This is a genomic window from Bradyrhizobium sp. ISRA464 (genome assembly GCF_029910095.1).
GTDB lineage: Bacteria > Pseudomonadota > Alphaproteobacteria > Rhizobiales > Xanthobacteraceae > Bradyrhizobium.
Map to the genome: position 1 here is coordinate 5714659 of NZ_CP094526.1, position 25260 is coordinate 5739918.

24 protein-coding genes and 2 pseudogenes are annotated in these 25260 nt (G+C 60.5%); 3 read left to right on the forward strand and 23 right to left on the reverse strand.

Going from position 1 to position 25260, the window contains the following annotated elements:
* The 3 genes from MTX19_RS26670 to MTX19_RS26680 all read right to left on the reverse strand — a co-directional run bounded on the left by MTX19_RS26670 (position 1) and on the right by MTX19_RS26680 (position 2544).
* A complete protein-coding gene (locus MTX19_RS26670; protein WP_280980048.1) occupies positions 1 to 1281 on the reverse strand; it encodes an MFS transporter in 1281 nt (426 codons plus the stop codon).
* A gap of 29 nt (positions 1282 to 1310) precedes the next feature.
* Positions 1311 to 2066 carry an NAD(P)-binding domain-containing protein gene (locus MTX19_RS26675; RefSeq protein ID WP_280985548.1) on the reverse strand — a complete coding sequence of 252 codons (756 nt, stop codon included), beginning with the start codon at positions 2064 to 2066 and terminating at the stop codon, positions 1311 to 1313.
* Positions 2067 to 2223: 157 nt separating this feature from the next.
* Positions 2224 to 2544 (reverse strand): hypothetical protein, encoded by a 321-nt coding sequence (locus MTX19_RS26680; protein WP_280980051.1) that lies wholly within the window; start codon positions 2542 to 2544, stop codon positions 2224 to 2226.
* A gap of 675 nt (positions 2545 to 3219) precedes the next feature.
* Here MTX19_RS26680 and MTX19_RS26685 point away from each other — a divergent pair.
* Positions 3220 to 3450, forward strand: a pseudogene (locus MTX19_RS26685) (carbohydrate porin); the annotation flags it as partial.
* 120 nt (positions 3451 to 3570) lie between these two features.
* Here the strand turns inward: MTX19_RS26685 and MTX19_RS26690 are convergent.
* The 7 genes and pseudogenes from MTX19_RS26690 to MTX19_RS26720 form a co-directional block, all read right to left on the reverse strand.
* A pseudogene (locus MTX19_RS26690) lies at positions 3571 to 4408 on the reverse strand (DUF1194 domain-containing protein).
* 699 nt (positions 4409 to 5107) lie between these two features.
* Positions 5108 to 5953 (reverse strand): ABC transporter ATP-binding protein, encoded by an 846-nt coding sequence (locus tag MTX19_RS26695; protein ID WP_348638205.1) that lies wholly within the window; start codon positions 5951 to 5953, stop codon positions 5108 to 5110.
* A 6-nt stretch (positions 5954 to 5959) separates the two neighbouring features.
* On the reverse strand, positions 5960 to 6661 hold the full coding sequence (locus MTX19_RS26700) for an ATP-binding cassette domain-containing protein (RefSeq protein WP_280980052.1): 702 nt from the start codon (positions 6659 to 6661) through the stop codon (positions 5960 to 5962).
* Entirely contained in the window at positions 6655 to 7152 is a 498-nt protein-coding gene (locus MTX19_RS26705; RefSeq protein ID WP_280980053.1) for a branched-chain amino acid ABC transporter permease, read from the reverse strand. Before MTX19_RS26705 ends, MTX19_RS26700 begins: the two co-directional genes overlap by 7 nt.
* Positions 7100 to 7693, reverse strand: coding sequence for a hypothetical protein (locus MTX19_RS26710; protein ID WP_280980054.1), 594 nt, complete (start codon positions 7691 to 7693; stop codon positions 7100 to 7102). Before MTX19_RS26710 ends, MTX19_RS26705 begins: the two co-directional genes overlap by 53 nt.
* Positions 7693 to 8559 (reverse strand): branched-chain amino acid ABC transporter permease, encoded by an 867-nt coding sequence (locus tag MTX19_RS26715; protein ID WP_280980055.1) that lies wholly within the window; start codon positions 8557 to 8559, stop codon positions 7693 to 7695. Before MTX19_RS26715 ends, MTX19_RS26710 begins: the two co-directional genes overlap by 1 nt.
* Before the next feature lie 16 nt (positions 8560 to 8575).
* The gene (locus MTX19_RS26720) at positions 8576 to 9472 is read right to left on the reverse strand and encodes an ABC transporter substrate-binding protein (RefSeq protein ID WP_280980056.1); all 897 of its coding nucleotides are present in this window, start codon (positions 9470 to 9472) and stop codon (positions 8576 to 8578) included.
* Between MTX19_RS26720 and MTX19_RS26725 the strand changes: the two genes are divergently transcribed.
* The gene (locus MTX19_RS26725) at positions 9471 to 9917 is read left to right on the forward strand and encodes a GTP-binding protein (RefSeq protein WP_280984889.1); all 447 of its coding nucleotides are present in this window, start codon (positions 9471 to 9473) and stop codon (positions 9915 to 9917) included. The genes MTX19_RS26720 and MTX19_RS26725 overlap by 2 nt on opposite strands.
* Before the next feature lie 424 nt (positions 9918 to 10341).
* Here the strand turns inward: MTX19_RS26725 and MTX19_RS26730 are convergent, their stop codons facing one another.
* The 9 genes from MTX19_RS26730 to MTX19_RS26770 all read right to left on the reverse strand — a co-directional run bounded on the left by MTX19_RS26730 (position 10342) and on the right by MTX19_RS26770 (position 19584).
* On the reverse strand, positions 10342 to 12066 hold the full coding sequence (locus MTX19_RS26730; RefSeq protein WP_280980057.1) for a chemotaxis protein: 1725 nt from the start codon (positions 12064 to 12066) through the stop codon (positions 10342 to 10344).
* 7 nt (positions 12067 to 12073) lie between these two features.
* The gene (locus MTX19_RS26735; protein ID WP_280980058.1) at positions 12074 to 13165 is read right to left on the reverse strand and encodes a chemotaxis response regulator protein-glutamate methylesterase; all 1092 of its coding nucleotides are present in this window, start codon (positions 13163 to 13165) and stop codon (positions 12074 to 12076) included.
* Between the two features lie 16 nt (positions 13166 to 13181).
* The gene (locus MTX19_RS26740) at positions 13182 to 14024 is read right to left on the reverse strand and encodes a CheR family methyltransferase (RefSeq protein ID WP_280980059.1); all 843 of its coding nucleotides are present in this window, start codon (positions 14022 to 14024) and stop codon (positions 13182 to 13184) included.
* Between the two features lie 17 nt (positions 14025 to 14041).
* Positions 14042 to 14530, reverse strand: a complete 489-nt coding sequence (locus tag MTX19_RS26745) for a chemotaxis protein CheW (RefSeq protein WP_280980060.1) — start codon at positions 14528 to 14530, stop codon at positions 14042 to 14044.
* A 62-nt stretch (positions 14531 to 14592) separates the two neighbouring features.
* Entirely contained in the window at positions 14593 to 16287 is a 1695-nt protein-coding gene (locus MTX19_RS26750) for a methyl-accepting chemotaxis protein (RefSeq protein ID WP_280980061.1), read from the reverse strand.
* A gap of 51 nt (positions 16288 to 16338) precedes the next feature.
* Positions 16339 to 16806, reverse strand: a complete 468-nt coding sequence (locus MTX19_RS26755) for a chemotaxis protein CheW (protein WP_280980062.1) — start codon at positions 16804 to 16806, stop codon at positions 16339 to 16341.
* A complete protein-coding gene (locus tag MTX19_RS26760) occupies positions 16806 to 18896 on the reverse strand; it encodes a chemotaxis protein CheA (protein ID WP_280980063.1) in 2091 nt (696 codons plus the stop codon). Before MTX19_RS26760 ends, MTX19_RS26755 begins: the two co-directional genes overlap by 1 nt.
* Complete coding sequence (locus MTX19_RS26765) at positions 18893 to 19258, reverse strand: response regulator (protein ID WP_280980064.1); 366 nt, start codon at positions 19256 to 19258, stop codon at positions 18893 to 18895. Before MTX19_RS26765 ends, MTX19_RS26760 begins: the two co-directional genes overlap by 4 nt.
* A gap of 11 nt (positions 19259 to 19269) precedes the next feature.
* Positions 19270 to 19584 carry an STAS domain-containing protein gene (locus MTX19_RS26770; RefSeq protein WP_280980065.1) on the reverse strand — a complete coding sequence of 105 codons (315 nt, stop codon included), beginning with the start codon at positions 19582 to 19584 and terminating at the stop codon, positions 19270 to 19272.
* A gap of 272 nt (positions 19585 to 19856) precedes the next feature.
* On the opposite strand from MTX19_RS26770, the gene MTX19_RS26775 reads away from it, so the two are divergent.
* Positions 19857 to 21032, forward strand: a complete 1176-nt coding sequence (locus MTX19_RS26775; RefSeq protein WP_280980066.1) for an HD domain-containing phosphohydrolase — start codon at positions 19857 to 19859, stop codon at positions 21030 to 21032.
* A 703-nt stretch (positions 21033 to 21735) separates the two neighbouring features.
* Here the strand turns inward: MTX19_RS26775 and MTX19_RS26780 are convergent.
* The 4 genes from MTX19_RS26780 to MTX19_RS26795 form a co-directional block, all read right to left on the reverse strand.
* Entirely contained in the window at positions 21736 to 21957 is a 222-nt protein-coding gene (locus MTX19_RS26780) for a hypothetical protein (protein ID WP_280980067.1), read from the reverse strand.
* A gap of 43 nt (positions 21958 to 22000) precedes the next feature.
* A complete protein-coding gene (locus tag MTX19_RS26785) occupies positions 22001 to 22372 on the reverse strand; it encodes an aldolase/citrate lyase family protein (RefSeq protein ID WP_348638322.1) in 372 nt (123 codons plus the stop codon).
* Between the two features lie 36 nt (positions 22373 to 22408).
* Positions 22409 to 22579 carry a hypothetical protein gene (locus MTX19_RS26790; RefSeq protein ID WP_280980068.1) on the reverse strand — a complete coding sequence of 57 codons (171 nt, stop codon included), beginning with the start codon at positions 22577 to 22579 and terminating at the stop codon, positions 22409 to 22411.
* Positions 22580 to 22915: 336 nt separating this feature from the next.
* Positions 22916 to 25252, reverse strand: coding sequence for a N,N-dimethylformamidase beta subunit family domain-containing protein (locus tag MTX19_RS26795; protein ID WP_280980069.1), 2337 nt, complete (start codon positions 25250 to 25252; stop codon positions 22916 to 22918).
* Between the last annotated feature and the right edge of the window lie 8 nt (positions 25253 to 25260).

Below are 25260 nucleotides of genomic sequence, written 5' to 3' on the forward strand. Positions count from 1 at the left end.
TCATTCGGACTGCCATCCTGGCGCTCCTTCGTCATCTGTTTTCGTCGCAAGACGCTCGTGCGTTCGCCCCAGCGCGGTTGAGAGAACGAGCCAGCCCGCTGCGACCGGCAGCGCGCAGAGCGCGATGGCGCCAAGCTTCAACCCCAACGCTTGCAGGCTGTCATAGACCCAGCCATACAACGCGTCCGAGCCGCGATAGATCACCACGTCGATCAGGTTCTTGGCCTTGTACTTTTCCTCCCGCCCAACCACGGTGAAGAAGACCTGCCGCGCCGGATTTGCGATTGCAAAATTCATCCAGCGCTGCGCGACCTGGAGTGTCACCACGACCGACAGGCTCGGCGCGATCGCCAACGCCCCGAAGCCCGCGACATAGATGGCGGGCAAAGCTGCGGCCGAAATGCCGGTGCCGAAGCGCTTGAGGAACGCGGCGGTGGCGAAAACCTGTGTTGCCAGGCTCAAGAGGCCTACCGCGAGATCGATACCTGCAAACAGCCTGGTTTGTGCTGCTGCATCGTGCATCATCGTTGCCGACACGATGTTGGCCTGCGCGAAATAGGCAATCGTCGCGCCGAACGAGAGCAAGCTGACCCAGCCGGCCACGCCCAGGAGATAGGGCGAGCGCATCAGTTCGGACAAGCCGGCGAACGCGCTGCCGCCAATACGCTGCCGTCGAGTATCTACCTCCGTCGGCGGCTCCGCCACGCGTTCAATTCGATGCACGCAGAGCACAGCCAGTTCGAGCAAGATAGCGGCCCCGATCAAGAGGTTGACCGGACCGAGCGGCCTCGACAGCCAGATTGTGATGATGGGACCAAGAAGCGCGCCAGCCGTTCCTCCAGCGCCGATGAACCCGAACAGCCGCTTGCCCTGCTCCGATGTAAACAGATCGGCCATGAACGACCAGAACACCGCGACCGCGAACAAGTTGAAGACGCTGACCCATACGAAAAACACGCGCGCCACGATCACTTTTTCGATGTCAAAAAACAGCAACAGCCAAAACAGAATCAGGTTGGCGACAAAGAAGTGGTAGACGATCGGAATAAATCTGACCCGTGGCAATCTCGCCACCAGCGCGCCGTAGATGGGTTGTGCGACGAGCAGGCTGACAAACGTGGCCGTGAACAGCCAGGGCAGGTTTTTGGTCCCGCCCGCAATGCCCATCTGATCGCGCAGCGGACGCAGCACGTAGTAGCCGGCAAGCAGGGTGAAGAAATACGCGAACGACCACAGCGCTGTCGCCCGTTCGCGCGCGGTACCGGGCACCATGCGCTTCAACCAGCCCCCGAGAGCCGCCGCGGAAGTCATCATGGTGCCAGCGACAGCTTCTGCTTAAGTTCCGCTGCGCTCACTTTCTGGCCATATCCTGGCGCGCCGCGCTGGAAGCGGCTCGCATCGGCCAGTTTGCCGACCTCCACCGGATCAAAGCCGGCATCGCGTACCAGTTGCGCTGCGACCTGGACTGCCTTCTGATCATCGCCCGCAATCGGCACCGCGAGCCTCGGGGCAGGACGGCTCGCTTCGCGTTCAAAGATCGTGTAGGAGAGCGTGTTGAAGGCGCGCACCAGCCGCGCGCCCGGCAGGTATTTTTGCGACGTCACTCCGATGCCGTTCCGCTCGACCTCGTCGGCAATGGCGTCGTCACGGCTGGCCACCGCATTGTCGGCGTCGAGCACGATCTTCCCCGCTAGCGATTTGCCGTAATCTTTGCCGATCTGCGGCAGCGCGCCGTAAGGCACCGCGATGAAGACGACGTCGCCAAATGCAATGGCCTGATCGACTGTGCCGGCCTGTGCAAGTGGCCCAAGGCGAGCCACAAGGTCTTGCAACTCCTCCGGATGACGCGATGAAAGGAAGACTAGATGGCCTGCCTTGATCCAGAGGCCACCGATCGTGCCGCCGATATGGCCCGCACCGATAACGCCGATTTTCAACTTGGGACTTGGGGCGGTCTGACCCGATGCGGTAGTCGGTTGGAGTACCGATTGGAGGATGAGCGCGCCTGCGGCGCCTAACAGTGCGCGGCGGCGGCGATCAACAGTGACATGCTTGAGCGTCAGCACACCAATTTGCGAATTGCAGCAATCGAGTCCCGCCTTAGAGTCGATAACGCGAAAAGTGTTATAAATAGTCGCCCGGAATTGGCGCTCGCACAGAGTTGATCCCTCGCCCCTCAATTTCAGGCGCTTGCCGCTATCGTCCTTTAGCGGCTCGGCGGATCTATTTGGGTGCGGCCGACGGAGCGGCATTCGCCTTCGGTTCCGAGGGAATAGCCGGTACGTCATCTTTTACGCTGCACTGTTCGACATAAGAATCTTCAGTCATACCGCCTTTCATCATTGCCTCCTGATTGGCTCTCCATTCATCCTCGCAATCCTCCACAACTGTCTTCGAGCTTTGTCCGTCTGTTTTGAGTGGTGCGGACGAGGAAGCAGGGGCGGCGGCAGTCGAATTTGGCTTGGCAGTTTCCGCAAGTGCACTGCAATCCAGCATTGTTATCCCAACAAGCGCACCACAGACCAAATAAAGGCGCTTTTTCACCGTTCGACTCCTGTTGACATCGCTTGTATTGCGAAAAGCTTTTCTAAACGCGTGGCCGCACCTGCAACCGTTCCATTCGTGACCTCGCACGGACCAATTCGAACTTTTCGCGCCTGTTCCCCCACAGCTGTCAATTGTTGAATTTAGTTGATGTCTCTTCATGGCCGTTCGCGTCGGACGGCAACGCCTCAAGATTTGGTTGGCTTTTGGGGAACTGCGGAAACGCGGGGGTGCGTCGCCGCCACCGAAAACGTCGGATAACAATTGCTGACCTAGGGGCTCTCTTCCAAGACCGGGACCAGCCTCCATCCCGTCACGACCCCGGCCGATGCGTTCTCTCCCGCAACGGATCGCCGTGGAACAATCGGAACCCGCGGACAGTGTCCGAGGCATTCGGCCAGCCGGTTGTACCACCGTGTCTGATCATTCGGAGCAAAGTGGGCATTGGCCCTGCTCGGGTTGGGACGCATGGCACCAGGCCGCCAGAGCAACGCCCTTGCCGCCAATTGCAAGCACCAGCTTCATTGTGGCTCTAGACACACGTACTAGTTCTACACGCTGGCTGGCGTTTCGACGACTGCTATTCCAATACTGGCCCAACGCTCCAGCTCTCCGCGGAAACAGCATCGATCGCCAAACTGAGCCTTTGCTAGAGGCAACCGGCAACTATCGGGAGGCGTGTCCGCTCCGCATCCCGATTTCCTTGCCGCCGACGGCCTCGGCCTGTTGATTGGTGACGGACGCTTGAACTACAGCCCCGAGCAATTCTTTGAGACCTACTACGCCTATCAGGTCACCAAGAATTTTACCGTGACCTCCGACTATCAGATCATCAACAACCCCGCCTATAACGCCGACCGCGGGCCGGTTTCGATCTTCTCCTGCCGCGTGCATGGTGAGTTCTAGGCCAGGCGGCGGGTCCGATGATGCTGCACGACCTCCACAGCGATCGTCTACGCTTCAAGGGCACCTGAAAGTGGCTGAAAGTCTCCGGACGGTAGTAGCCAGACTACCCGACTAGGCTTTTTAGCGCCCCCAGCGATCCTGCCAGAGTTTTTCCCCGATCGTGCAACTTATGCGTGGCTCCTTTTCAGCGGCCGGAACAAGCGGATGTTCGGGAACTCTTCCCGCGACCTCGAAGCAGGAGCTTGGCGCGGATTGCCTCCTTGAACTTTTCGCGGTCCTTAATCGATACCACAAACGAGCCCGGCCCGCCGATGACGCAATCTTCATAGTACCAATCAAGATTGTCGATATCCATCGTCGAATAGGACGGCTCCTTCACCATGATCGGCAAACCGTTAATGACAATGCCCTTCGCCAACGCTTCTTGGCGAACGGGCGTGACCGGCGGGCCATTGTTGTTCGGACCGTCGCCTGAAATGTCGATGACACGACGCAAGCCTCGATAGGGATCTTCGTCGAACAGCGGCATCGCGAAGAGGATGGCGCCCGAGATCGAGGTGCGCGACCCCCGCCGGACTGGTGTCTGCGTAATTTCGTTGGCGACCGCGTCAGCCGTCTCGGGTCCATCGATCACGCGCCAAGGAATGATAATCTTCTGGTCACCGGACGCGGATCACTCGAAGTAGGTCAATGAAATCTTGCTGTTTGGACCGCTCCTCAGCGCCTGCAAGAATTCCTTTGAAACAATGGCTTGGGCGTAACCCTCGCGCTGAACGGCGAGCTCGTCCAGATCCATCGAATAGGAATCGTCGACAGCAATAATGAGTTCGACATCGACGGGCAGCGCGGTTTTCTTGTCCGCTATTTCCGGTCCTTGGCCCGGTGCGGCAGTGCTTGTGAGATCGCCACCGCCAAGGATGCCTGCAATAACCGCCGCTACGATAGAGACACACCGCATTGTGGACCTCCACATCTCGAATGCGATGGTGACATGCAACCTGCGCCGCGCAAGTGGAACATGGGGGCTTCACGTTCAAGTTAGCGGGATTGCGTCCGAATTTCGGATATCTCGCCCGCAACCACTGCTTTGCCAATTCGTCTCGATAGCACTCTTCACCCCTGGAAGTGCTCTTCAAAAGGAAGCCGTCTTCGGACATAGAGCGATCCGGGGTGCTGGTGGTGGGTAATCAATGCTGCGAGCCTTCGCCAGGCGCGGACTTGCGGACAACCCTTCCAGGTAGGTCCGCGATACATTCTGTTCGGCGGGCCTGACGAGCCAGTTCATTGGGTTCAAGCGCACTATCGAAAGCAGCCAAGATCCGCTTGAACCTCTCCTCCAACGAATGCCGTCCGTCGATGTGTGCGTGAAGATGGAAAGATCGTTGGGCCGCTACACACGCTCAGGGACGTGCGCGGGATCCATGCCGGCTTTCAACCCGGCCGCGAGCGCGGCGCCTCCGACATTTAAGGCTGTTCGTCAGCACTCCCCTATCTCCCCGCCCTCGGAAATCTTGGCCGTGCACGTGCGCCGACCCAAGGCGGCCCTGTCCGACTTCAAAGGGTCTGCTCACGTTGCCTGTCGCAAGATTTCTCTTGATCTCCCGGTGCACACGCCGCCTCTAATCAGCTGAAAATCTTAAACTCTCGCTTCAATCCATCATGAGCAAAATTGAGCCAAGTACATCCAACTAGCCGCAACGTCATCGAACGCGAAGTATCGCGGGTGGACCACGTTTGCCTCATCCCCTAATTCGATCGTGCTGGCGCAAGCCCGTCGCGAGGGCTTCCTCGAATAGGCGCTCCCGAGCCCAGGAGACAAACGTTGATGGGAGCGGCTAGAATTGGGAATCGGAATGCCATGGAGCGGCATCGAGCGTCGGCGGCCCGAATGTGTCTCGCCCCTCCTCGTCGTGCAAGCGATCCCAACGGAGGCGACCCTCGTCTGCTCCACCATCAGAATCGTCAGCCCTTCGCGATCCTTCAGCACACCCAATGTCTCGATAATCTCCCCGATAATCGATGGCTGGATGCCCTCCGTCGGTTCATCCAGCAGCATCAAGCGCGGCCCGGTGCAGAGGCAGCACGCAAGCGCGAGAAGCTGTTGCTCCCCTCCCGAAAGTGCGCCTCCAGGACGCCCGGTCAGCCGTTTCAGCCGGGGGAACATCGCCAGCACTTCTTCGATAGGACGCCCACTGCGCGCCGCTGCTATGATCAGGTTCTCCATCACGCTGAGGGCGGGAAATATCCGCCGCCCCTCCGGCACGTATCCCAACCCCGCCCGCGAGCGAAGATGGGGCGGCTTGCATGTCAAATCGACGCCATCAAACCTGACGCGACCGGCCGTCGCCGGAAGAAAGCCAGCTAGCGTCTTCAGCAGCGTGGTCTTTCCTGCCCCGTTGTGGCCCAATACGCCAAGGAATTTCCCGCGCCGAATATCGAGGTCCACACCGCGAATGACGGGGATGCGACCAAATCCGATCGCGATTGCCTTGACCTCAAACATGCGAAGTCAGCCCCTTCCCAAGGTAGATGTCCTTGACCACTTGGTCGAACAGAACCGCGTCGCAATCGCCTTGCTTGAAGACGCGACCTTGATGGAGCACGGTACCAGATCGGCGATGCTGCGGACAAACGTGATGTCGTGCTCAACAACGAGAAAGCTCTGCCGGCCACGCCGACGCAAGATCAGTTCGGCAAGATCGGCGACGTCGGCATCGCTCATGCCGGCGGCGGGCTCGTCCAGCAGCACCAGTTCTGGCTCGCTGGCAAGAACGCCGGCCACTTCGACCCTCTGCCTGATCCCATGAGCAAGAGTGCCGACGACCTTGTCCGCATGCGCGCCAAGAGCCAGCTCTTCCACCAGGGCCGCAGTCCGTTCCACAGCCTCGCGCGGTGCGAAGCGGCGATTGGCTCCAAGCCAGATGTTGTCGCGCGCGGTTTCCGTTTCGAAAAGCTGGGGCGTCTGCATCTTAACGCCGATACCCAGATTCACGATGGCGTTCGTGCTGCGACCGGTGATGTCGATGCCGCGGAGACGGATGCTGCCCGCGCTAGGGCGAAGCTGGCCGGTCAGCATCTTGAAGAGGGTGCTCTTCCCTGCTCCATTCGGCCCGATCACGCAGTGGACATGGCCGGCGGACAACTCGAAATCGACGCCGTCGATCGCATGGACTCCGCCGAAACGCATGACGAGGTTGGCGCAGGTCAGCATGCTGCGTCCTCCCCAACCGTCCGCGCCTCATCAGTCTGGACATCTGGCGCGCGGCGGAAAAGAGCAACCATTTCGGCAAGGGCCGGCACCAAGCCACGCGGCAGCAGTATCACCATCAACATCAGCAAGATTCCCAAGAAGACCGGGGGATTGAAAAGGCTGTTGCCGAGGCGTGAAGTCATGTACTGCAGCGCCACCGCACCTATGATCGGACCGACGAAGGTCTCCCTTCCGCCTACGATCAACCAGATCAAGATCTGCGCGGTCGTCGATAACGAGAACGCGCTAGGCGACAGGAAGCCGTTCCAGTTCACGAAAAGGCACCCCGCGTAGCCGGCAACGCCGCTTCCCAGCACGAAGATGCCAAGCTTCAGCGCGGCCGTGTCGTAACCGAAAAGCTCTGCGCGCAGTTCGTTCTGGCGGGCCGCGGCGATGGCTCTACCCCATCTCGATGTGGCGATGACCTTGCACAGCACATAGATGACCAGCAATGAAATGCCGCAGAGCACGTAAATGTCGACCGGTGTCAGTGGTAGATCGGGTCGCCCCGGCACGTTGATCGGCGCAATCCCGGACATCCCATTGAACCCGCCCAATCGAGCCTCGCCGATTCGGTACCAGGGATCGGAGGTGGAGTTCATCAGATTGTAGAGGATCAAGGAGCGTGACGACCCCGACGTAGAGATCGGAAAGTCGGCCCATGAACATGAACCATCCCAGCACCAGCGCGAACAACGCCGGCACGGCGATCGACAGCAGGACGGGGATCGTGCTTTCGCCGAAGTTGATCACCCCAACCGCGTACGCATACGCGCCTAGCCCGAAGAACGTCGCCTGCCCGAAGCACATGATGCCACCCAGGCCCCAGGTCAATGCCAGGCTCAAGGCCAGGATCGCCATGACCACAAAGACTGTCGCTTGGAGCATGGCGAAGAGGTCGAACAGCATCGGCGGCAGGACCGTAGCCGCAAGCAGAAGCACCGCCGTCAGCCAGGTCCCTCGTCCGAGCCGCGCGAGAACGGGAGTGCTCATCACATGCCTCCCCTGGCAAGGCGGCTCGAGAGCCCATTCGGGAAGATCCGCAACAGCAGGATCGCGACCAGCAGCATCGCGGCTTCCCCAATCACGGGGGTGGAGAGGAACGTTGTCGCCTGATTGACCTTACCGAGAAGCGCTGCGGCCGCTGTGGTGCCGAAGATGACCGCGGAGCCGCCCGATATGACAGTGATGAAGGCCTTGGCGACGAATGCCGTGCCCATGGACGGGATGACCCCGGTCAACGGGGCAAGCACCCCGCCGGCCAGGCCCGCCAGTCCGGCTCCGGTTGCGAAAGTCACTGCATAGACCGTTCGGGGATTGTAGCCGAGCGCGGCGACCATCTCGGCGTCCTGCATCGTGCCGCGCGCGATCAGGCCGACATTTGTTCTTCTCAGGGCCCAATAAGCGACCAGCACCACCGCCAGCGTTACGGCCACGACGACTAGATTATAGGCCCCGAAACCGTACTGGCCGATTTGGATCGTACCGCTGGGGGTCGGAACCCCACGTGTCGTATTGCCGAAGACCATGGTTGCAGCACCGACCGTGAAAAGGCTCAACCCCCATGTCGCCAACAGCGTATCGATCAGCCGACCGTAAAGGCGGCGGATCAGAACGCGCTCGACAACAACGCCGTAAAGCGCGACCCCGGCGGGCGCGGCCACCAGCATGGCGGCCCACAGGTTCAACCCGGCTTCGTAGCTCTTCACTGCGGTAAATGCGCCCAGCATGATGAACTCGCCATGGGCGAGATTGATGACCCGCATCATCCCGAAGACGACAGCCAACCCCATGCTGAAAAGCACGATAGTCGCTATCGCGATGACGACTTGCAGAAAAAGAACTGCGACGAAATCCATGTCTGCCCTTGCTGACTTATTTTGCGCCAAACACGACGTTGGTATCGGGATTCGCGATCAGGTCGCATTTCCCGATCGAGTCGAGCGGCTTCTGGCTCGGATAGCTGTCGAAAATCTTCCAGCGGCCACCGGTGCACCTTCCCATGAAGACGTCACGCACCGCCGAATGGGTCGGGCCGTCTATGGCGAGCGTCCCGCCGGGGCCTTTCCAGGTCGTGCCGCTTTCCAGCTCGGTGATCACCGCCTTGCGTTCGGCCGTGCGCGCGTTGCGCACTGCGGTTGCCCACAACCATGTGCCTTCGTAGCCGCCGAAAGAAATTGCGGTCTGGTCCGGCGCCTCGGGCCCGAATGCGGCACGATAGCGCTCGGTGAAGGCCTTGTTCAGCGGATTGTCGAGTTCGGGAAAGTAACTATAGGCGGCGACGATTCCCTCACTGGCCTCCGGAGGCAGCAGCTTGTGCTCATTGCCGCTGCCAAAGGTGAAGGACAATAGCGGAATCTTTCCGATCATGCCGGCCGCCGCCCACTGCCGGAAAAAACGCAGATGCGCCGCGCCGACCAGACAAGCCGAGACGAAGTCGGGCCTCGCATTCTGGATCTTCGTGATGAGAGGGCCGAATTCGGTCACGTCGAGGGGGAAGAACTCGTTGGCGATCTGCGTCGCGCCCAGTTTCTCACCGTAGACCCGGCTCCAGTCGGCCATGATGCGCGGCGCGCTATAGTCGGCGCCGATGGAATAGAACCTCTTGCCCCACTGCCCGACAGCCCACGCCATCGGCTTCTGTTCGCTCATCGCGGGCGTCGTTCCGGTGCAGAACGTGTTGCGGTCGCAGACGCCACCCTCATAGAGAACGGAATTGATGTAGAGTGTGTTGTAACGGCGCAGGGTTCCCGAAACGAAAGAGTACGGCATTTCGAGCTTCGTCTATCGCGCACGGCGCCCGTTTGATCCGACCCGGTTTTCAGAATTCCTCGCCAGTCCTTGGAACGGGGTCCTGCGGGCAAAAGGCTTTTTCTGGCTTGCAAGCCGCCCCCGATGGGTCGGCGAACTCAGTCAATGCGGCGCTCTTGTGCGGACAACCGGAAGGAGTTGGTGGTGGTCGGCAATCAGCAAGACCCTTTGGCCCAGCGATGCCCAATGGCGCCGCGAGCTTGAGGCCTCGTCGGACGCCAAATATGGCGATCGCAAGCAGGAGCTCGTGTTTATCGGCACGGATATTGATATCGACGATCTATGTAGAAGGCTGGATCTGTGCCTGACGGAATCTCGCCTCCCTCAAGTGCATTCAGAGCTGGTCGACGAGGAAGACTGCTTTCCAGTTTGGTTCGCGAAAGCCGATCTCCATAGCGGCGCCTAGGTGCCGCCGCGACCTTATTCCGAGATGGAAGGCCGGCCGGCTTTCGAGGCGACTGAACGCTGGCGGTCAACCCGCTGTCCTCGGACCACGAAGGTCCATCGTCGCGGTTCGTGGGAGATAGGGCAGGTTTGCTTGCGTCGAGAGCCGAGCAGGCGTCGGCGGAGCACCGCAATTCAAGGCGAGCTGCGCGCGGCGAGCGCGCGAAATCGCAGAAGATCGTAGTTTGGCGTGGAAAATCAGGGCCCATGGTAGCGGGGGTCCTCTACATCGCGAAACCCACTACCTGTCCAAGCTTATTTTCGTTTCACAGGCAGCTTGACGGCGCCTTCACGTCTTCAGGTCCAAGCCGGCGGGCGTGGTCACTATGCCGGACGGTTGAGCACGACCGCAACTGCGCTGGCAACTGCTTTGGGCCAAAACAACTTCAGAAGAGCTCTACACCGTCGTCGAAAGTCGGGGCTTCGAGTCGGGACGGCACGCCGGCCTGGGCCAGACCGAAATGTTGCATGAATTCCCGATGCACTTGCCGCTCACGTTCCATCGTATAGCGGGCGAACAGCCCATCGAGCACTACCTGATCGCCGGAGCCCAGGGACAGGCTCGGCCCCGTTGCGCTGGCGGCACTCAGGCGCGTTGCGACAGCCGGCAATGTCGCAGATCCGTCGTTTAGCACCCGCATTGCTCCCTGAGCCGAATTCATCAGAACTTCAAATTCGCTGCTCTCTTGGACCAGGCGACTGATCAGTCGGCCAAGTCGGTCATTCCCCGCCTCCACCTCGCGCAAGGCATGCAGGATCGAAGGCTCAAGCTTGGCCAATTGCGATGGATCTCCGCGCACACGAAGCTCTCTGAGATCATTCGCGGACTGCTCGATCGCGCCGAGAGCAGGTTTCAGCCTCGACACGCCGCTGGCGACCTGGTCTGCAGTAGACTTGAGTTCGTTAGCGATCACGACAAACGCGCTGCCCCTGCTGCCAAGATGCCCGGCCTTCAGGCTGGCATTCATGCCAACGAGAGTGATATCGACGACGGCCTCCGAAAGCCCAGATATGGCATAGCGAAACTTGCCGAGCGTCTCTTCCACGATCGTCAGGGCGTCATCAACGGATTTGCCGGCGCTCTCGCACATTGCAATCAACGTCGAGGCTTGTGAAAGGGTTTGCTTGATGCGGCCAAGGAATGACGAGGAGCCGCTGTCCTCGCCACCATATAAGGAACGACCTTGGCCGACGACGCCAATCGCGTCAGAAAGAATCGCCGAGAGCGAGCAAAGGATCTGGTCGATATTGGCCTCAAACTCGTGCTGGGCGTCCTTTAGCTGTGCCGCCTGCAGCTGCGAGATCACGCGCACGCCGTCGGGGTTGTCGACCATATCAGGCAGAATCTCGGGTTCCGAGGCAGCGGCCAGGCGCAGCGCGTGGCAAATATGCTCCAGGCGTTGCCTCGTGGCGTCGCCAGCTTGCAAGGAAATGATCGAGCGTCCCACCGCTTCGGCGATCTTCTTGGTGCTTGTGCCGGCGAGATCAGCCAGATGGATGCTCTTGTCTCTTTGCCTGCGCATCTCGGAATGCGCAGAAATCAGGTCGGTACCGGCTGAAAGCAATTGAGCGCAGTATCTCTTCTGGAAATCCTTCTGCCTGTCGAGGGCGGTTTCGACCGACTGCGAAAGGAGCTCCTGATCTCGCGCGCTGCCTTCGATCAAACGCTGCACCGCCGTCCCGAGTTCGTAGGCTTCGCTGGTGAAAGCAAGAAAGTGCCCGCGGTCGCCGTCGAGCGAGGCTGCTTCGATTCTGGCGCTCCGGGCGATGATCGTGATCATCTGGATGTGTTTGAAGAGAGGTTTCAGCAGCGAGGATGCTTCGGTCGCCCACCTTTCGATATTGTCCAGCAAGGCGCTTTCGGCAGGCAGCGCTTCTGCCAGCCCGTTCAAACTCTCCGCGACTTCCCGGAGAGCTATTGATGCTCCCTCGATCTCCTCACCGAAAAGTTCGCCGGATAGCGCGGTAAGGTCGTCGTTCAGCTCCTGGAACATCGTGTGGCCACGACCGAGCTGACGGCCGACCTGCGCAAAGACATCTTCGATACGGGACGCAACGTCCTCGATCGAAGCGACCCCATCGACAAGCGTATCGGTTGGGAGTGGGGACATCGCGCTATCAACTCATCGCCGCGGCCTGTCCGGCCTGATACCAGAGCATGATCTCGCGCGGGATTTGGTGCAGGGAGACCACTTTTTCCACTGCACCGCAGGCGATGGCTTCCTTGGGCATGCCGAAGACCACGCTGCTTTCCTCGTCCTGTGCGCGCGTCGCGGCGCCGAGCCTGCGCATCTCCAGAAGCCCGCGCGCGCCGTCGTCCCCCATTCCGGTCATGATAATGCCGAGCGCATTACTGCCCGCATATTGGGCCGCCGACCGGAACAGCACGTCGGCGGATGGGCGATGCCGCGACACCGGCGGGCCGTCCTTGATGGCGATGTGGTAGCGCAAGCCTGTCCGCTGCAGCAGCGTATGGCGGGCGCCGGGCGCGATATAGGCGTAGCCCGGCAACACCGGCTCGCCGTCTTCGGCCTCCTTGACCTGGATCTGACAGACGCCGTTGAGTCGCCTCGCAAAGGCGGCGGTAAAGCCCTGCGGCATGTGCTGGACGATGAGAATGCCCGGACAATTCTGCGGCAGCACCTCCAGCACGTCATTGAGGGCTTCCGTTCCGCCAGTCGACACTCCGATGCAGACGATGCGTTCGGTCGTCGCACGCGACCTACCCTGCACCGGCGGCGGGATGATGGCATCCGCGGTGAGCTTCTTCTCGATCATTCTCCGCTCGGTGCGGGGACGCACGCGCGCACGCGCCGCCGATTTGACGGCCTCCCGCAACCGGGTGGAGCACTCCAGCAGTGCCTGTCGCGTGTCGATCCGCGGCTTGGGAACGATATCCACGGCGCCGGCCTCGAAGGCCTCGAACATCAAGCTTGACCCCTCCACCGTGAGCGAGGAGCAGATGATCACCGGGATCGGGCGCTGCGCCATGATCTTGCGCAGGAAGGTCATGCCGTCCATCCGCGGCATCTCGATATCCAGGATGATCACGTCGGGCAGCTCTCTCTCGAGGCGGCGGGCGGCGGCGAAGGGATCTGACGCCGTGCCTATCACTTCGATATCGGGATCTTCAGCCAGGATCGCGTTGAGGATTTGGCGCACGGACGCCGAATCGTCCACGATCAGCACGCGAACCTTCTGCCTGGCCATCGTCGATGCGCTCCGATCAGACCCTGAAGATTGTTGGTTGAACCTGCCTCAACCTCGGCACCGCGCTATGGATCATCGATTCCGAATGCCCCACCATGAGGTAACCGCCGGGCCGCAAATGGCTCGCCAGCTGCTCGACCACCTTGCGCTGTGTCTCCCGATCGAAATAGATGAGTACGTTGCGACAGAAGATGATGTCGACGTCCCGGTCCACCGGATAGGCTCCATCAATCAGGTTCATTCGCATGAAGTTGGTCAAGCGCCGTAGTTCCGGCACTACCCGCACTTCGCCGCGCGCTTCATCCTTCGACGACAGGAAATATCGCTTAACGAAGTTGTTCGGTACGGACGCGATGGTGTCGCGCGTGTAAATCGCGGCTTTGGCTACACGCAGGACCGCGGTCGAAATATCGGTACCCAGAATGCGGAACCGAAACCTCGCGCCGGCCCTGTTCATGTCGTCGAGGACCATCGACGCGGTATAGGCTTCCATCCCCGTGGAGCAGGCCGAGCTCCAGATCTTCAGATCGTGCGATCTTCGCACGCGCGACCTGAGCAGCTCGGGAACCGCGATATCCCTCATGAAAGCAAAATGCTGCGGCTCGCGGAAAAAGTCCGTCTTGTTGGTCGTCACTACATCGATCAGATGTGTGAGCTCCCTATCGAACTCGGTCTTCTCGAACAGATGGTCGACATACTGGCCGAGATCTGAATAGTTAAGCGCGCGGGCGCGCTTGTGCAGGCGCCCCTCCAGCATCACGCGTTTGCCGGGCGGCAGCTTGATGCCGACCTGCCCCTCGATCAGCTCGGCAATCGTTCTGAAATTCTGATCGGAAAGCTGTAGCACGGCGTCAGACATTTGCGCGGACGACCAGTTCAGGCCGCAGCGGATGCGTCGCCCTGGAGCTCTCGCTCTGCGGGCAACCGGGCATTGGCCATCAGCCGCGCGAGATCGAACAAGATGATGAACTTCTCGCCCTTGCGGCCGATACCGCCGATGTAGTCGGATTTCCAGCGCCCGCCTACAGCGGGCACAGGCTCGATTGCGTCTTCATCGATGTCGGTCACTTCGAATACGCAATCGGCCACTAAACCGACGCCCAGCAGGCGATCGTTCATCGGAACGTCAAGGATGATGATACGGGTCGCCTCTGTTGCGGGCACGCTTGGCAGGTCGAGCTTCAGCCGCAAGTCGACGATGGGATAGCCACTGCCGCGTACGTCGATCATACCGAGCATGAAATGCGGCGCATGGGGCAGCCGCGAGATCGGGCGCATGTCCAGGATCTCCCGAACGTTGCGGATGCCGATACCGAAAGTCTCGCCGGCCAGACCGAGCGTCAGATATTGAGTCGTTTCGGCCATCTTTACGTTCCTCATCGTGCGGACTGGAAGAGGTCCGGTCCCCCCCAGGACCGGACGTCTATCTAGCGTTTAAAGTCGACGTCGTGATCGTCCTCGCCGTTATCCATGCTGAAGGCGAAACCGCCACCGCCAGCGACCTTGAGCGCGCGCGCCGGCTTGGATATCGGCTTTTTCACGCCGCGCTCGGCTGCCGCCATGCTCGCTGCCTTCGCCTTAAGCTGGCTGACTGCCTGATCGATCGGCGCCACGCGGGTCGACTTCTCCTTCGAGCCCTCGTCAATACGGAAGAAGGCGATCGTCGATTGCAGCTGTTCGGCTTGCGATGCAAGTTCCTCCGAGGTCGATGACACCTGCTCCGAAGCGCTCGCATTCTGCTGGCCGACCTTGTCGAGCTGCTGGATCGCCTGGTTAATCTGCGCCGAGCCGACATCCTGCTCACGGCAAGCTGCGGTAATTTCGGCCACGAGTTCCGCCGTCTTCTTGATGTCCGGAACCAGCTTCGACAGCATAGCACCAGCTTCCTGTGCAGCCTTCACCGTCTCGCCGGACAGCATCCCGATTTCGGCCGCAGCAGCCTGGCTGCGTTCGGCGAGCTTGCGCACTTCGGACGCCACAACTGCAAAGCCCTTGCCGTGCTCACCAGCCCGCGCGGCTTCGACTGCGGCGTTCAGGGCCAACAGATCAGTCTGCCGCGCGATCTCCTGCACGATTGTAATCTTCTCCGCAATCGTCTGCATCGCCTCCACCGCGCGGCTGACCGCGCCGCCGCTCGCCTCTGCATCCTTCGCCGATTGCACCGCGATCTTTTCGGTTTCGTTGGCGTTGTCTGCATTCTGCTTAACGTTTGCTGCCATTTCCTCCATCGAAGAGGACGCTTCCTCTGCCGAGGACGCCTGCTCGGTTGCGCCTTGCGAGAGCTGCTCAGCGCTCGCCGATAACTCCTGGCTCCCAGCCGAGACATTCTGGGCCGCTGTTAGCGCTTCCGAAACGATCTGACGCAGCCTCTCGACCATCGAGTTCAGCGATTTGACCAAATCGCCAATCTCGTCATTGCTGGTAATGTTGATAGTCTGAGCGAGATCTCCGTTTGAGACCGCGGCGGCCAATCCAACGGCCCGACCAATGGCGCGGCTAATTCCAAGCGCGATCCACGTTGCTGCAGCAACCGCGATGATGAGCGATGCAACGATAATGCTGAGCAGCAGTGTCTGGGCACGAGCACCGTCCTCGCGGGCAAGTTCGGATCGATCGGCCACCTGCTTGTTAACGAGCGCAATGTACTCGTCCGCCGCCGCGATCGCTTCGTTTCCGACCTTTCGTACCTCGCTGGAAGAGTGCGCCGCCGCCTTCGCCCGGTCGACCTTCGCGAGTTTGAATCCCTCGTCCTGGGCGGACATCATCCGAGCCTGGGAGGAAGAGAGCTTGTCAATCAGCTTCTTGCCGTTGTCCGAAGCGATAGCATAGAGCTCGTCCCTCTTCTTTGCGAAAGCGCTCCGAAGATTGCCGATGTCGCCCACGATACGGTCGGTCTCCGCGTCGGACGGTGCCAGGATGGCGTTCTTCTCGGCACGAATCTGCAACAAGATATCCTTTTGCAGATCCGCCGCTTTCTGGATACGGCTCGCTGACATAACCAGCGCGTCGGTCGCACCGATCAGATCGCTGAGCTTCACATAGGCAACGCCGCCCGCAATCATGGATAGCACAATGATAACGCCGAAGGCGCTCGCCAGCTTCGCTTTGACAGTAAATCTCATAATTGACCCCCTACAATTAGCCCTTGCCTCTGGAGCCCAGCCAGAGGCCGTTCAATTCAGGATGCGTTCCATGTTCGGAACGATGACAAACTCTCCACGCCACTTGCTGATGAAACGGATGTATTCCGGATCCCACTGGATACCGACGCGCGGCGTCTGTTGCGCGTCGGTCCGCGAAATCTCAGTGACCTCGTAAACCTTGTCGGCGGTGACGCCGACCAACACGGACTCGTTGTCGATCTCAATTTCGATGACGACGATGCGCGTGTCGGCCGAACTCTCAACCTGCGGCATGCCGAAGCGGATGCGTAAATCCGCAAGAGGGATGACGTTGCCGCGTACATTGATCACGCTAGGGACGAAGGATCTGGCGCCCGCGACCTTCGTGGCCGGCACCGGATCGATGATTTCCCGCACCAACCCGGCATCGAACGCGAATTTCTCGTCGCTCAGGCCGATCATCACGACCTGCATCGAAGCCCCGTCGTGCTCGCTCGCTTCTCCAAGCCCCTGCTTCATCACGCCGCCTCGCTGATATGCTTTTCTGTCTGCGACTGCGCCAATGCGACCAGCTGCGCCACATCGAGGATCAGCGCCGCGGTGCCGTCACCGAGGATGGTCGCGCCGGAGAAGATCGTGACATCGGAATGCAGCTTGGACAGCGATTTTATGACGGTCTGGTGGTTGCCGATGATCTGGTCGGCGACCAGCCCCACGCGCGTCTCGCCGGTTGATATGATGATCGTCTTCTGGTGCTGATCCGGGGCGCCAGGAACGGTCAGGATCTCGCGCAAGCGTAGGAACGGCACGAGGTTGCCGCGCACATTAAGGAAGTTGCGTCCGCGCGAGCGCTCGTCCTCGGCGGTCAGTTCGACGCATTCCTCCACCGCCGAGAGCGGAATGATGTAGCGGCCTTCCCCGACACCGATTAAGAGCCCTTCTATGATCGCTAGCGTCAGCGGCAGGCGCAGCGTGACGGTGGTGCCCTGGCCCGGCCTGGTCGCAAGATCGATCGAGCCCCGCATGTTTTCGATGGTGCGCTTGACCACGTCCATGCCGACGCCACGGCCGGACAGCGCCGAGATGGTCTGCGCGGTCGAGAAGCCCGGATGGAACAGGAATTGGTGGATTTCGTGGTCGGAGAGCGCAGCACCCGGCGCGATCAGCCCCTGCTCTTCGGCCTTGGCGCGGATCCGCACGGTATTGAGACCACCGCCATTGTCCTTCACGGTCACCAGCACCTGTGCGCCGGAGTGAATGGCGTGCAACTCAATCCGCCCCTGCGCGGTCTTGCCGGCGGCGGCGCGACTTGCCGCGTCCTCGATGCCATGGTCGATGGCGTTGCGGATCAGGTGCACCAAGGGATCCGCCAGGCATTCGATCATGGTTTTGTCGAGTTCGGTGTCTTCACCAACGGTGACGAGTTCGACGGGCTTGGAAAGATCCCGCGACAGGTCGTGCACCAGGCGGCGGAAACGGCCGAAGAGCGAACCGATCGGCACCATCCGCGCGCTCATGGTGGTGTCGCGCAGACTTGCGGCCAGACGCTCGATTTCCTCCGCGATCATCTTGATCGAGAGGTCGGAACCTGAGGCGGCCAACTGGCTCAGCCGCGCCTGCGCGATGACGAGTTCGCCGACCCGGTCCATTAATTCATCGAGGCGCTCGGCCTGCACCCGGACGGTGGCAATACCGCGCTCCTCGCGCTTTGCTTCCTCTCGCCGCACGTTGGGCTCTCCTTCGCGCTTTCGCGCGGGCTGTGCCGCGCTGTCCGTTGCGAGTGGCTGTTTGGGCGAGGCGGCTAACTCGGTAAGGGGGGCTAGCGCTTCCGCCGGCGGCGCGGTGGCCGGCTCATCTTCAAGGAGCTGCAGGATCGGCACCGCCACTGGCGGCGACGCTTCCACTGGCGCCAGCGGCGACAGCGTCAGCTTCATCTCATCCTGTACAAACATGAATACGTCGTCGATCGCGGCCCTATCGCAATCGGCGTGCAGGGTGACGTTCCATTTCAGGTAGCAATATTCCGGCTCCAGCTCGTCCAGGAACGGCACGTCCTCAGTGACCGGAACGACAAAACAGGGGCCGAGCTGGCAGAGATCCTCCAACAGATCGAGCGGATTCGAGCCGTTACGCAGGATATGGGAATCGAATTCCAGATGTAGTTGCCAGCCGGCAGGCTTGCTTTCGCGCGCTACCGGCGTATCGACCTTCTCCACCACCGCGGCGCTCTGCCCCGGCGAAGAGACGAAGCGTTTGAGGTCATCCAGGATGGCGTCACCGATGATCTCGTTGGTGGAATCCGGCGTCTCGATCAGGGCGCGAATGTAGTCCTTGGCGGCGAGCGCGACCGAGATCAGCTCCCGCGTCGGCTTGATTTCACCCTTGCGGACAAGGTCGAAGGCCGTTTCGAATTCGTGGGTGAAGGCAGCGACCTTGTCGAAGCCGAACATCGCACCCGAGCCCTTGATGGTGTGCAGGGCGCGAAAGGCAGAATCGATCAGTTCTCGATCGTCGGGACGATCCCCAAGGTCGAGCAGAGCCCCTTCCAGGATATCAAAGAGCTCGCTGGCTTCCTGACGAAAGACTTCCGCGGGGTCCATGACGTTCATGACCGCACCAATTTAGCGACAACGCCGAGCAGCTGCTCAGGCTTGAAGGGTTTGGTGATCCAACCCGTGGCACCCGCGCTCTTGGCTTCCTGTTTGAGCGCGTCATTGGATTCGGTGGTCAGGAACAAGATCGGCATGCCGACCGCCGTCGGCAATTTGCGCAAGGCCCGGATCAAGTCCAGGCCGTTCATGACCGGCATGTTGAGATCGGTGATCACGAGATCCAGCTTGCCGGCTCGCGCCCTGGCAAGCCCCTGCGCCCCGTCGCTGGCCTCGACCACGGTGTGGCCGGCCGGCTCGAGCACCACCTTGATCATCTGCCGAATGCTGGAGGAGTCGTCGACCGTCAGAATCGTGGCCATCAGGTGCCATCTTATGTCTTTGGTGGGAAATGCCGCTCGATCATCGCGTCGCCGACAAAGCCGGCGCGACCAATCGTCTTGCGTAGGGCCTGGGAAAATGCGGTAAGGACTACCGGACGGCCTTGCGCCTGACCCGTTCTTGCAGTCGAGAGCAGAAGCTGGATCGAGGTCACGTCGGCCTTGTCGACGCTCGAACAGTCGATCTCAAGACGGTCCTGCCGGCCGAAAGCTTCCCGGATCAGGTCATAGACGCCCCGAATTGCCGCAATGCTGCAATCGGCGGGAAGCCGCAACAACCGCTTCGGCTCCGTGGGATTAGACGTCATCGCGGCCCCCAGTCTCTCGCGAATCGGATACGCGCGCTGCGCGAACCGAATGAAAGGCACTATTGGCGGGATACATGATTAAAATCTTAATTCAGAAGCCCCGTACAACTACTGGTTTCCTTCAAATCGGTATTCTAGTGCGACCTTATCGCGAAAGATCTCGTATAGCGCTGCCTTCAAGAGGCCCCCTTCGACCGAAACCCATTTGCTCCACGTTAAATTCCGCTGCGATACTTTGCCCGATGTGTCCGCCATCCGAGAAAGCCACGGCCATGCTGACTCAAGCGCTTCTGGTTGATGACAGCCGTTCCGTCCTCGATTTTCTGAAACGACACATCGAAGCCGACGGTATGGTGCAGGCGACGGCGTTCTTAGACCCGCTGGAGGCAATCGCCTGCGCACGCGAGCGGGATTTCGACATCGTGCTCGTCGACTACGAGATGCCGAAGCTGGACGGCATCAGCTTCATCCGTGCGCTTCGCGTATTGCCGAAATTTGCCGACATCCCGGTCGTGATGATCACCTCGGAGCAGACGGACAAGGTCAAAATGCAGGCCCTGCAGGCCGGGGCCACAGATTTCTTGCCGAAACGGCCGCAGAGCGTGGAGATGAACGTCCGCCTCCGCAACCTCATCAGGCTCGGCTTTGCCGTGAGAAAGCTCAACGACCGCGCCGCCGACCTCGCTAGTGAAGTTGCCGCCGCCACGCAGAAGCTGCAGGAGCGCGAGGAAGAAATCATCCTTCGGCTCGCGCTCGCAGTCGAATACCGCGACAACGATACCGGCGAGCACACGCTGCGCGTCGCCAAATACAGCCGCATCATCGCTGAACAGCTCGGGCTGCCGCCCCGGATGTGCCGCGACATTTATCTGGCAGCGCCGCTGCACGACGTCGGCAAGGTCGCCATCCCCGACAGCGTTCTGCTGAAGGCCGGACGGCTGAACGAAGACGAGATGGCCGTTATCCGAACGCACGCGATAATCGGCGGACGGATATTGGCGGACAGCGGCTGCGAGTTGATCCAGCTCGGCGCAGCTATCGCGGCGGCTCATCACGAGCGATGGGATGGTGCCGGCTACCCCCGCGGCCTGAAGCATGCGGAAATTCCGATCGCGGCCCGGGTGGTTGCGGTCGCAGACGTCTTTGATGCACTGACGACCAAGCGGCCCTATAAGCAGCCAATGCCGCTGCCGGCGGCTCGCGATTACCTCATCGAAAATAAGGGGCGGCAATTTGACCCGGCTTGCGTCGAGGCTTTCTTGTCGCGCTGGGACGCAGTGGTGGCGATCGCCAGACGGCATAACCGGACGCCGATCCAGAAAGCGAATCAATCGGCGCATTCGTCAGCGGCCGAGCGGGAGGTCGATGGCGCGGAGGAAGGGCGTTTGCTGACGGCTTGCCCAGCGGCTTGCGCGCAGGGCGATTTCGTTCGACGACCCACTACCTGAAGAGAAACCTAATTCCGCATCGTCCGTCAGCGGCTGGTGACGCACCGCAAGGCTCGTCGGATGAATATGAAGTATCGTCTTGGCAGTAAGTGTGTGAGCGGACATCGCCGCTGGAGGCTATCCCAGCGTTTCGCTGACCAGACGCTACGATCAGTCGAACATATTTGTATCGGAGGCGCCCCCAGCGGCTACGATTTTTGTTTTAGGATTCTCTGTTCTCAAGTTCAGCCAGCGCAGCGAGCAACCCACATCAAAGCAAGTCTGACCAAGCTCTTGTCCCAGACCGGCTTTCCTAACCCCGGCTTCTTTTTGTCATGGCAACTGAGGCCTGTGCGGGATGTGAGGAATCGCAGATACTCGCGGCGCTACCATCGAGCGTGCGAAATCGCGGGAAATCGTAGTTTGGCGTACAAAATCGTGGCCCGTGGTAGCGGGGGTCCGCTACACCGCTAAACCTACTAATTCGGAAGCGCTGTTTTCCTATCGGCGAGCAGCCTAGCTGGCCCAGTCACGCCTTGATAGCGCGCCGAAAGCCGCTTTTTGTACGTAATCCGACGCGCCTCGAATGTGGATTGGGCAACTTCAGATACAGGAGGCGCAAACACCCGATCTCTGCGAAACGGCTCCCAAAACGCGAATCCGTCCTCCGACCCCACGCTCAGAAGCTACGGTTTGCGCAGCGACTAAGGGCAACATCGTTGAACTAGCCGCAACAGCGTTGTCGCGGTACTTGTTGTTTGGTCGTCGGTTCGAACGATCGGATACAGAGGAGATCGGGCGGCGTCAAACCATCGATGATCGCCTGCGCACGTGTGAGTTCATCGGCGGCGGGGGTGAGCACCTCATTCAGCGCCTTCGCATGGTCCGGCCGAACCAAGGATTTGCTGCGATAGCCCAGGCGGCGAGCAAATTTCGCCTCGCGCACCGCCCCCTCAAGATCGGTGAACGTGTAGGGCGCATCGATAGGCTCAATCCCGGCCGCACGGGTTTCCAGAACAAAGCGTCTGCGCGCATGGTCTTAGCTCTACGGCATCGGTGCCGCGTTCCGCACAAAGATCGTTGGCCAGGTCCTCGGCTCCCAGCAAGGCACAGCGAATACGCGGACTTCCCGCGGCGATCGCGCGGACATCGACAACGCCCAGTGCGGTTTCACACACCGGCAGTATTTCGGTGCTGTTCTCTGCGATATCGAGTGCGGCTTCCCAATGCGTTATCGCCGCATGCAACGCATGCATCTGCGCCGCGCTTTCACTCATCGGGTAAGCGATGACATCGGGCCGCGCCCTCATCGCCGCTGCCAGGTCAAGCATGCCATCTGCTTCCCGGGCATTGATGCGTATGGCCGCGACGCGCTGGCGCGTTCGACAATCCTCGACCTAAGCCTCCAGCAGCTCGCTGCGCCTCACTCCGTCTTTGTGGCGGCGGAAGTCCTCAAGATCCACGATCAGCGCATCGGCACCGCTATCCAGCATGGCAACGTGCGCCGTACGGTCCGCGGCAGCTCCGAAGATCCATGTGCGACGAAGGTCAGGATCGATGATAGCCATCTGAAACACCGTCTTGCGCGATCAAAGACTATTTTTGTAGCACAGCCGCGGAGAGATCGCATATCGCCGCTCGCCAGCGCGTGGATCCCGCTCAATGGTCGCCCAGCGCCAAACGCTGCCCATCACTTCCATCAGCTTGTTTGGAGAAAGGGCAGCCGCCGAAAGGCAGCGGCCAACTCAGCGAAGGAAGCAGACTGCTGGTCTGCTAGCGGAACTTGTATCTGTGATTCCAAACCACATAGAAGCTCGAGCGGCTGCTGACTAGTAGCCCCATCGAGGTTCTGCCATCACACATTGATACGTAGAGCACACCTCGCACGTGAGGTGGAGGACAAGCTAGGCGACGTTCTCAGTCCTTCCCGTGCTCGGCTGGAGCTTGTGCAGTAAGCTTGGTAACGGACCCGGCCTGACGAAGGCGTTCACCACGTTGCTTAGGAGCTGCGAGACGTTGTTCTCGAAGCCGTTGATGGGCAGGGCACTGCCGAATGCGATAGATCCAGTCGCAAACACCGCACCGTCATTCGGCGCCTCGAAGTACACCATATCGGCCCGCAGGATATAGTTGTGCGTCCCGCTGAAACCCTGATGCGCGTGCGCCCCCTCCTCGTCGTGGGCGATGTAGTTGTCGGGGTGACCACCCGACGATGCGATGATTTTGGTGTTGGGCGGTGTGCCGAACCCCAGCTTATAGCAGTCGATCTCGATGCCCGCCGCTCCGCCGTTGCCCAAGCCGAAATCGCCGATAAGCTCCCCCTCGATTCCCTCGGTGATCCAGGCCAGCGCGGGATCATAGCTGTCAGGCATCCGCCGGTAAGGCTGGCTATGGGCGAAGCCCTCGCCGGCAAACGTGTTGCCGACCAGCTTCTGGCCCCAGCGCTGGAAGCCGGTCCAGATTCCGCCCATCTGCCCCGTCGTGGCGAGGTAATACTCGCCCGGCCGTGCCGCCCAGGCGATCCAGTGTCCACCGGTTTTGCGGCATTCCATGATCCACGGTTCGTCGTCGCGAAACGCCACATTACAGCAGAAGCTGTTCGCACCCATGCAGATGAAGCGCCCACCACCGGCGATATAGTCCTCGTGTGCATCGAGCATGCGTTCGGAATGATATTCCGGATGCGTGGAATTGAGAATGCATGCATAGGGGGCCATCGCGGCGACACCCTCGCGATGAACATCTTCATCGGTCAAGACGTCGTAGTCGTATCCCTTGTGCTCAAGCCATGCCAAGATCGAGAGATCCGCTGGGAAATTCCAAGGCAGATCGAAGGCGGAGATCCGGTATTTCGGCCGCATGTTCACCATCGGGCGACGATAGCTCGAATAGCAGATGCCCGCGCCATCCGCGTGCGAGTCGTAACAGCCTCCGCCAAATTCCGGATTTTCGTAGATTTCAATGTCGACCTCGGAGATCGTCGGTGGCTGACCGGCCATTGGCTGCACAATGTGGCCGTCGGTCGCGAAGCGCTCATTGGCATAGGCGATATAGGTGGCGGTGGAAAACAGCAGAGCGATTCGCCCGCTTGGCACGCGCGGCCGGACGAAGAAGACGATGTACTCCTCGGCCAGGCCCTTGCCGTCGCCACCGCGTACTCGCATCGCGTAGGCGCCGCTGCGCAGCGTTTCGGGCAGCTCAAGCCTCTTTGTGACTTTCCAGTTGCTGTCGATCATTGCGTCGGCGTGGAATTCGATGCCGCCGTATTCATGCGGGGCGAGACGGAAGCAGTCATTACGGCCGTTCCAGTTGTAGCCGGTCTGCGCTCGCACCGGCCTGTTGTGGCCGTTCGCATTTAGCCGGTTTGGTCCGATGTCGACCACGACATCGCCGATGCCGTGATCCGTGTAACCCTTCGTGGTGTCCCAATATGCCACCATGCCGTATGACGGAGGCTGCCCGCCCGAGCGGATCACGTCGAGCTCATCGCGACCCAATGGGCGATCGAACACACCACATCGGTCGATCTTCCCGCAGTAGAGCTGCGACACGAAGTGACCGCGCAGTGCGTGCCAATCGCGCGAACCGGCCACGAGGAACGGCGTATCGGACAGGTTGTTTTGCCCGAACCGAAACACCTCTGACACATGCGATCGATATTCGACCGGCGCGACCTTGCTGAGCAAGCTATTGTAGCGGTTCATGACCCCTTCTTGGTAGAGGGTGGCGCGACCGCTTCGCGCATCGAAGGTGGCCGCGACGAAATACCAGGCCTGTTTCTGCAACGGCAGCTCCGTCTGCAGATAATCGACCTCGTTCCCGCTCCCGACCCAGAACTCCAGCCTGCCGCTCGGATTGATCCCGAGGCCGTAGCCGCGGTTCTTGTCATTGTCCCAGCGGCCGAGCAGACATTGGCGATGCCCGACATCCGGCCATGTCGGCCAGATGAATGCACAAAGCGTGATGCTGCCATCCAGCGCGAGCTTGCGGTCGGGGTCGGCGACCTCGAGAAAGGATCCGACCTGCGTGAACTGCTTCTCGACCCGCCAGGTGCCGTTTGCGACGCAGTCGATTTCCTCCTCGATGAATCCCGGACCATGCGGGTGCTCGTCGCCATGGATCAGACGCACGAGATGGGCTTCAGCGGTGGACGTGCCGTCGGCGCTGACATGGAACTGGATGGTATCCCCGGGCTTCACCGAGATCTTGTCTGCGTAACCGAATATCTTGATCTGCGCCATGGTGCGGA

Coding starts and splice junctions, on each gene's coding strand:
- MTX19_RS26695 (WP_348638205.1), bottom strand. CDS start 5,953: ATGTTTGAGGTCAAGGCAATCGCGATCGGATTTGGTCGCATCCCCGTC.
- MTX19_RS26700 (WP_280980052.1), bottom strand. CDS start 6,661: ATGCTGACCTGCGCCAACCTCGTCATGCGTTTCGGCGGAGTCCATGCG.
- MTX19_RS26710 (WP_280980054.1), bottom strand. CDS start 7,693: ATGAGCACTCCCGTTCTCGCGCGGCTCGGACGAGGGACCTGGCTGACG.
- MTX19_RS26715 (WP_280980055.1), bottom strand. CDS start 8,559: ATGGATTTCGTCGCAGTTCTTTTTCTGCAAGTCGTCATCGCGATAGCG.
- MTX19_RS26720 (WP_280980056.1), bottom strand. CDS start 9,472: ATGCCGTACTCTTTCGTTTCGGGAACCCTGCGCCGTTACAACACACTC.
- MTX19_RS26730 (WP_280980057.1), bottom strand. CDS start 12,066: ATGTCCCCACTCCCAACCGATACGCTTGTCGATGGGGTCGCTTCGATC.
- MTX19_RS26735 (WP_280980058.1), bottom strand. CDS start 13,165: ATGGCCAGGCAGAAGGTTCGCGTGCTGATCGTGGACGATTCGGCGTCC.
- MTX19_RS26740 (WP_280980059.1), bottom strand. CDS start 14,024: ATGTCTGACGCCGTGCTACAGCTTTCCGATCAGAATTTCAGAACGATT.
- MTX19_RS26745 (WP_280980060.1), bottom strand. CDS start 14,530: ATGGCCGAAACGACTCAATATCTGACGCTCGGTCTGGCCGGCGAGACT.
- MTX19_RS26750 (WP_280980061.1), bottom strand. CDS start 16,287: ATGAGATTTACTGTCAAAGCGAAGCTGGCGAGCGCCTTCGGCGTTATC.
- MTX19_RS26755 (WP_280980062.1), bottom strand. CDS start 16,806: ATGAAGCAGGGGCTTGGAGAAGCGAGCGAGCACGACGGGGCTTCGATG.
- MTX19_RS26760 (WP_280980063.1), bottom strand. CDS start 18,896: ATGAACGTCATGGACCCCGCGGAAGTCTTTCGTCAGGAAGCCAGCGAG.
- MTX19_RS26765 (WP_280980064.1), bottom strand. CDS start 19,258: ATGGCCACGATTCTGACGGTCGACGACTCCTCCAGCATTCGGCAGATG.
- MTX19_RS26770 (WP_280980065.1), bottom strand. CDS start 19,584: ATGACGTCTAATCCCACGGAGCCGAAGCGGTTGTTGCGGCTTCCCGCC.
- MTX19_RS26775 (WP_280980066.1), top strand. CDS start 19,857: ATGCTGACTCAAGCGCTTCTGGTTGATGACAGCCGTTCCGTCCTCGAT.
- MTX19_RS26790 (WP_280980068.1), bottom strand. CDS start 22,579: ATGGCTATCATCGATCCTGACCTTCGTCGCACATGGATCTTCGGAGCT.
- MTX19_RS26795 (WP_280980069.1), bottom strand. CDS start 25,252: ATGGCGCAGATCAAGATATTCGGTTACGCAGACAAGATCTCGGTGAAG.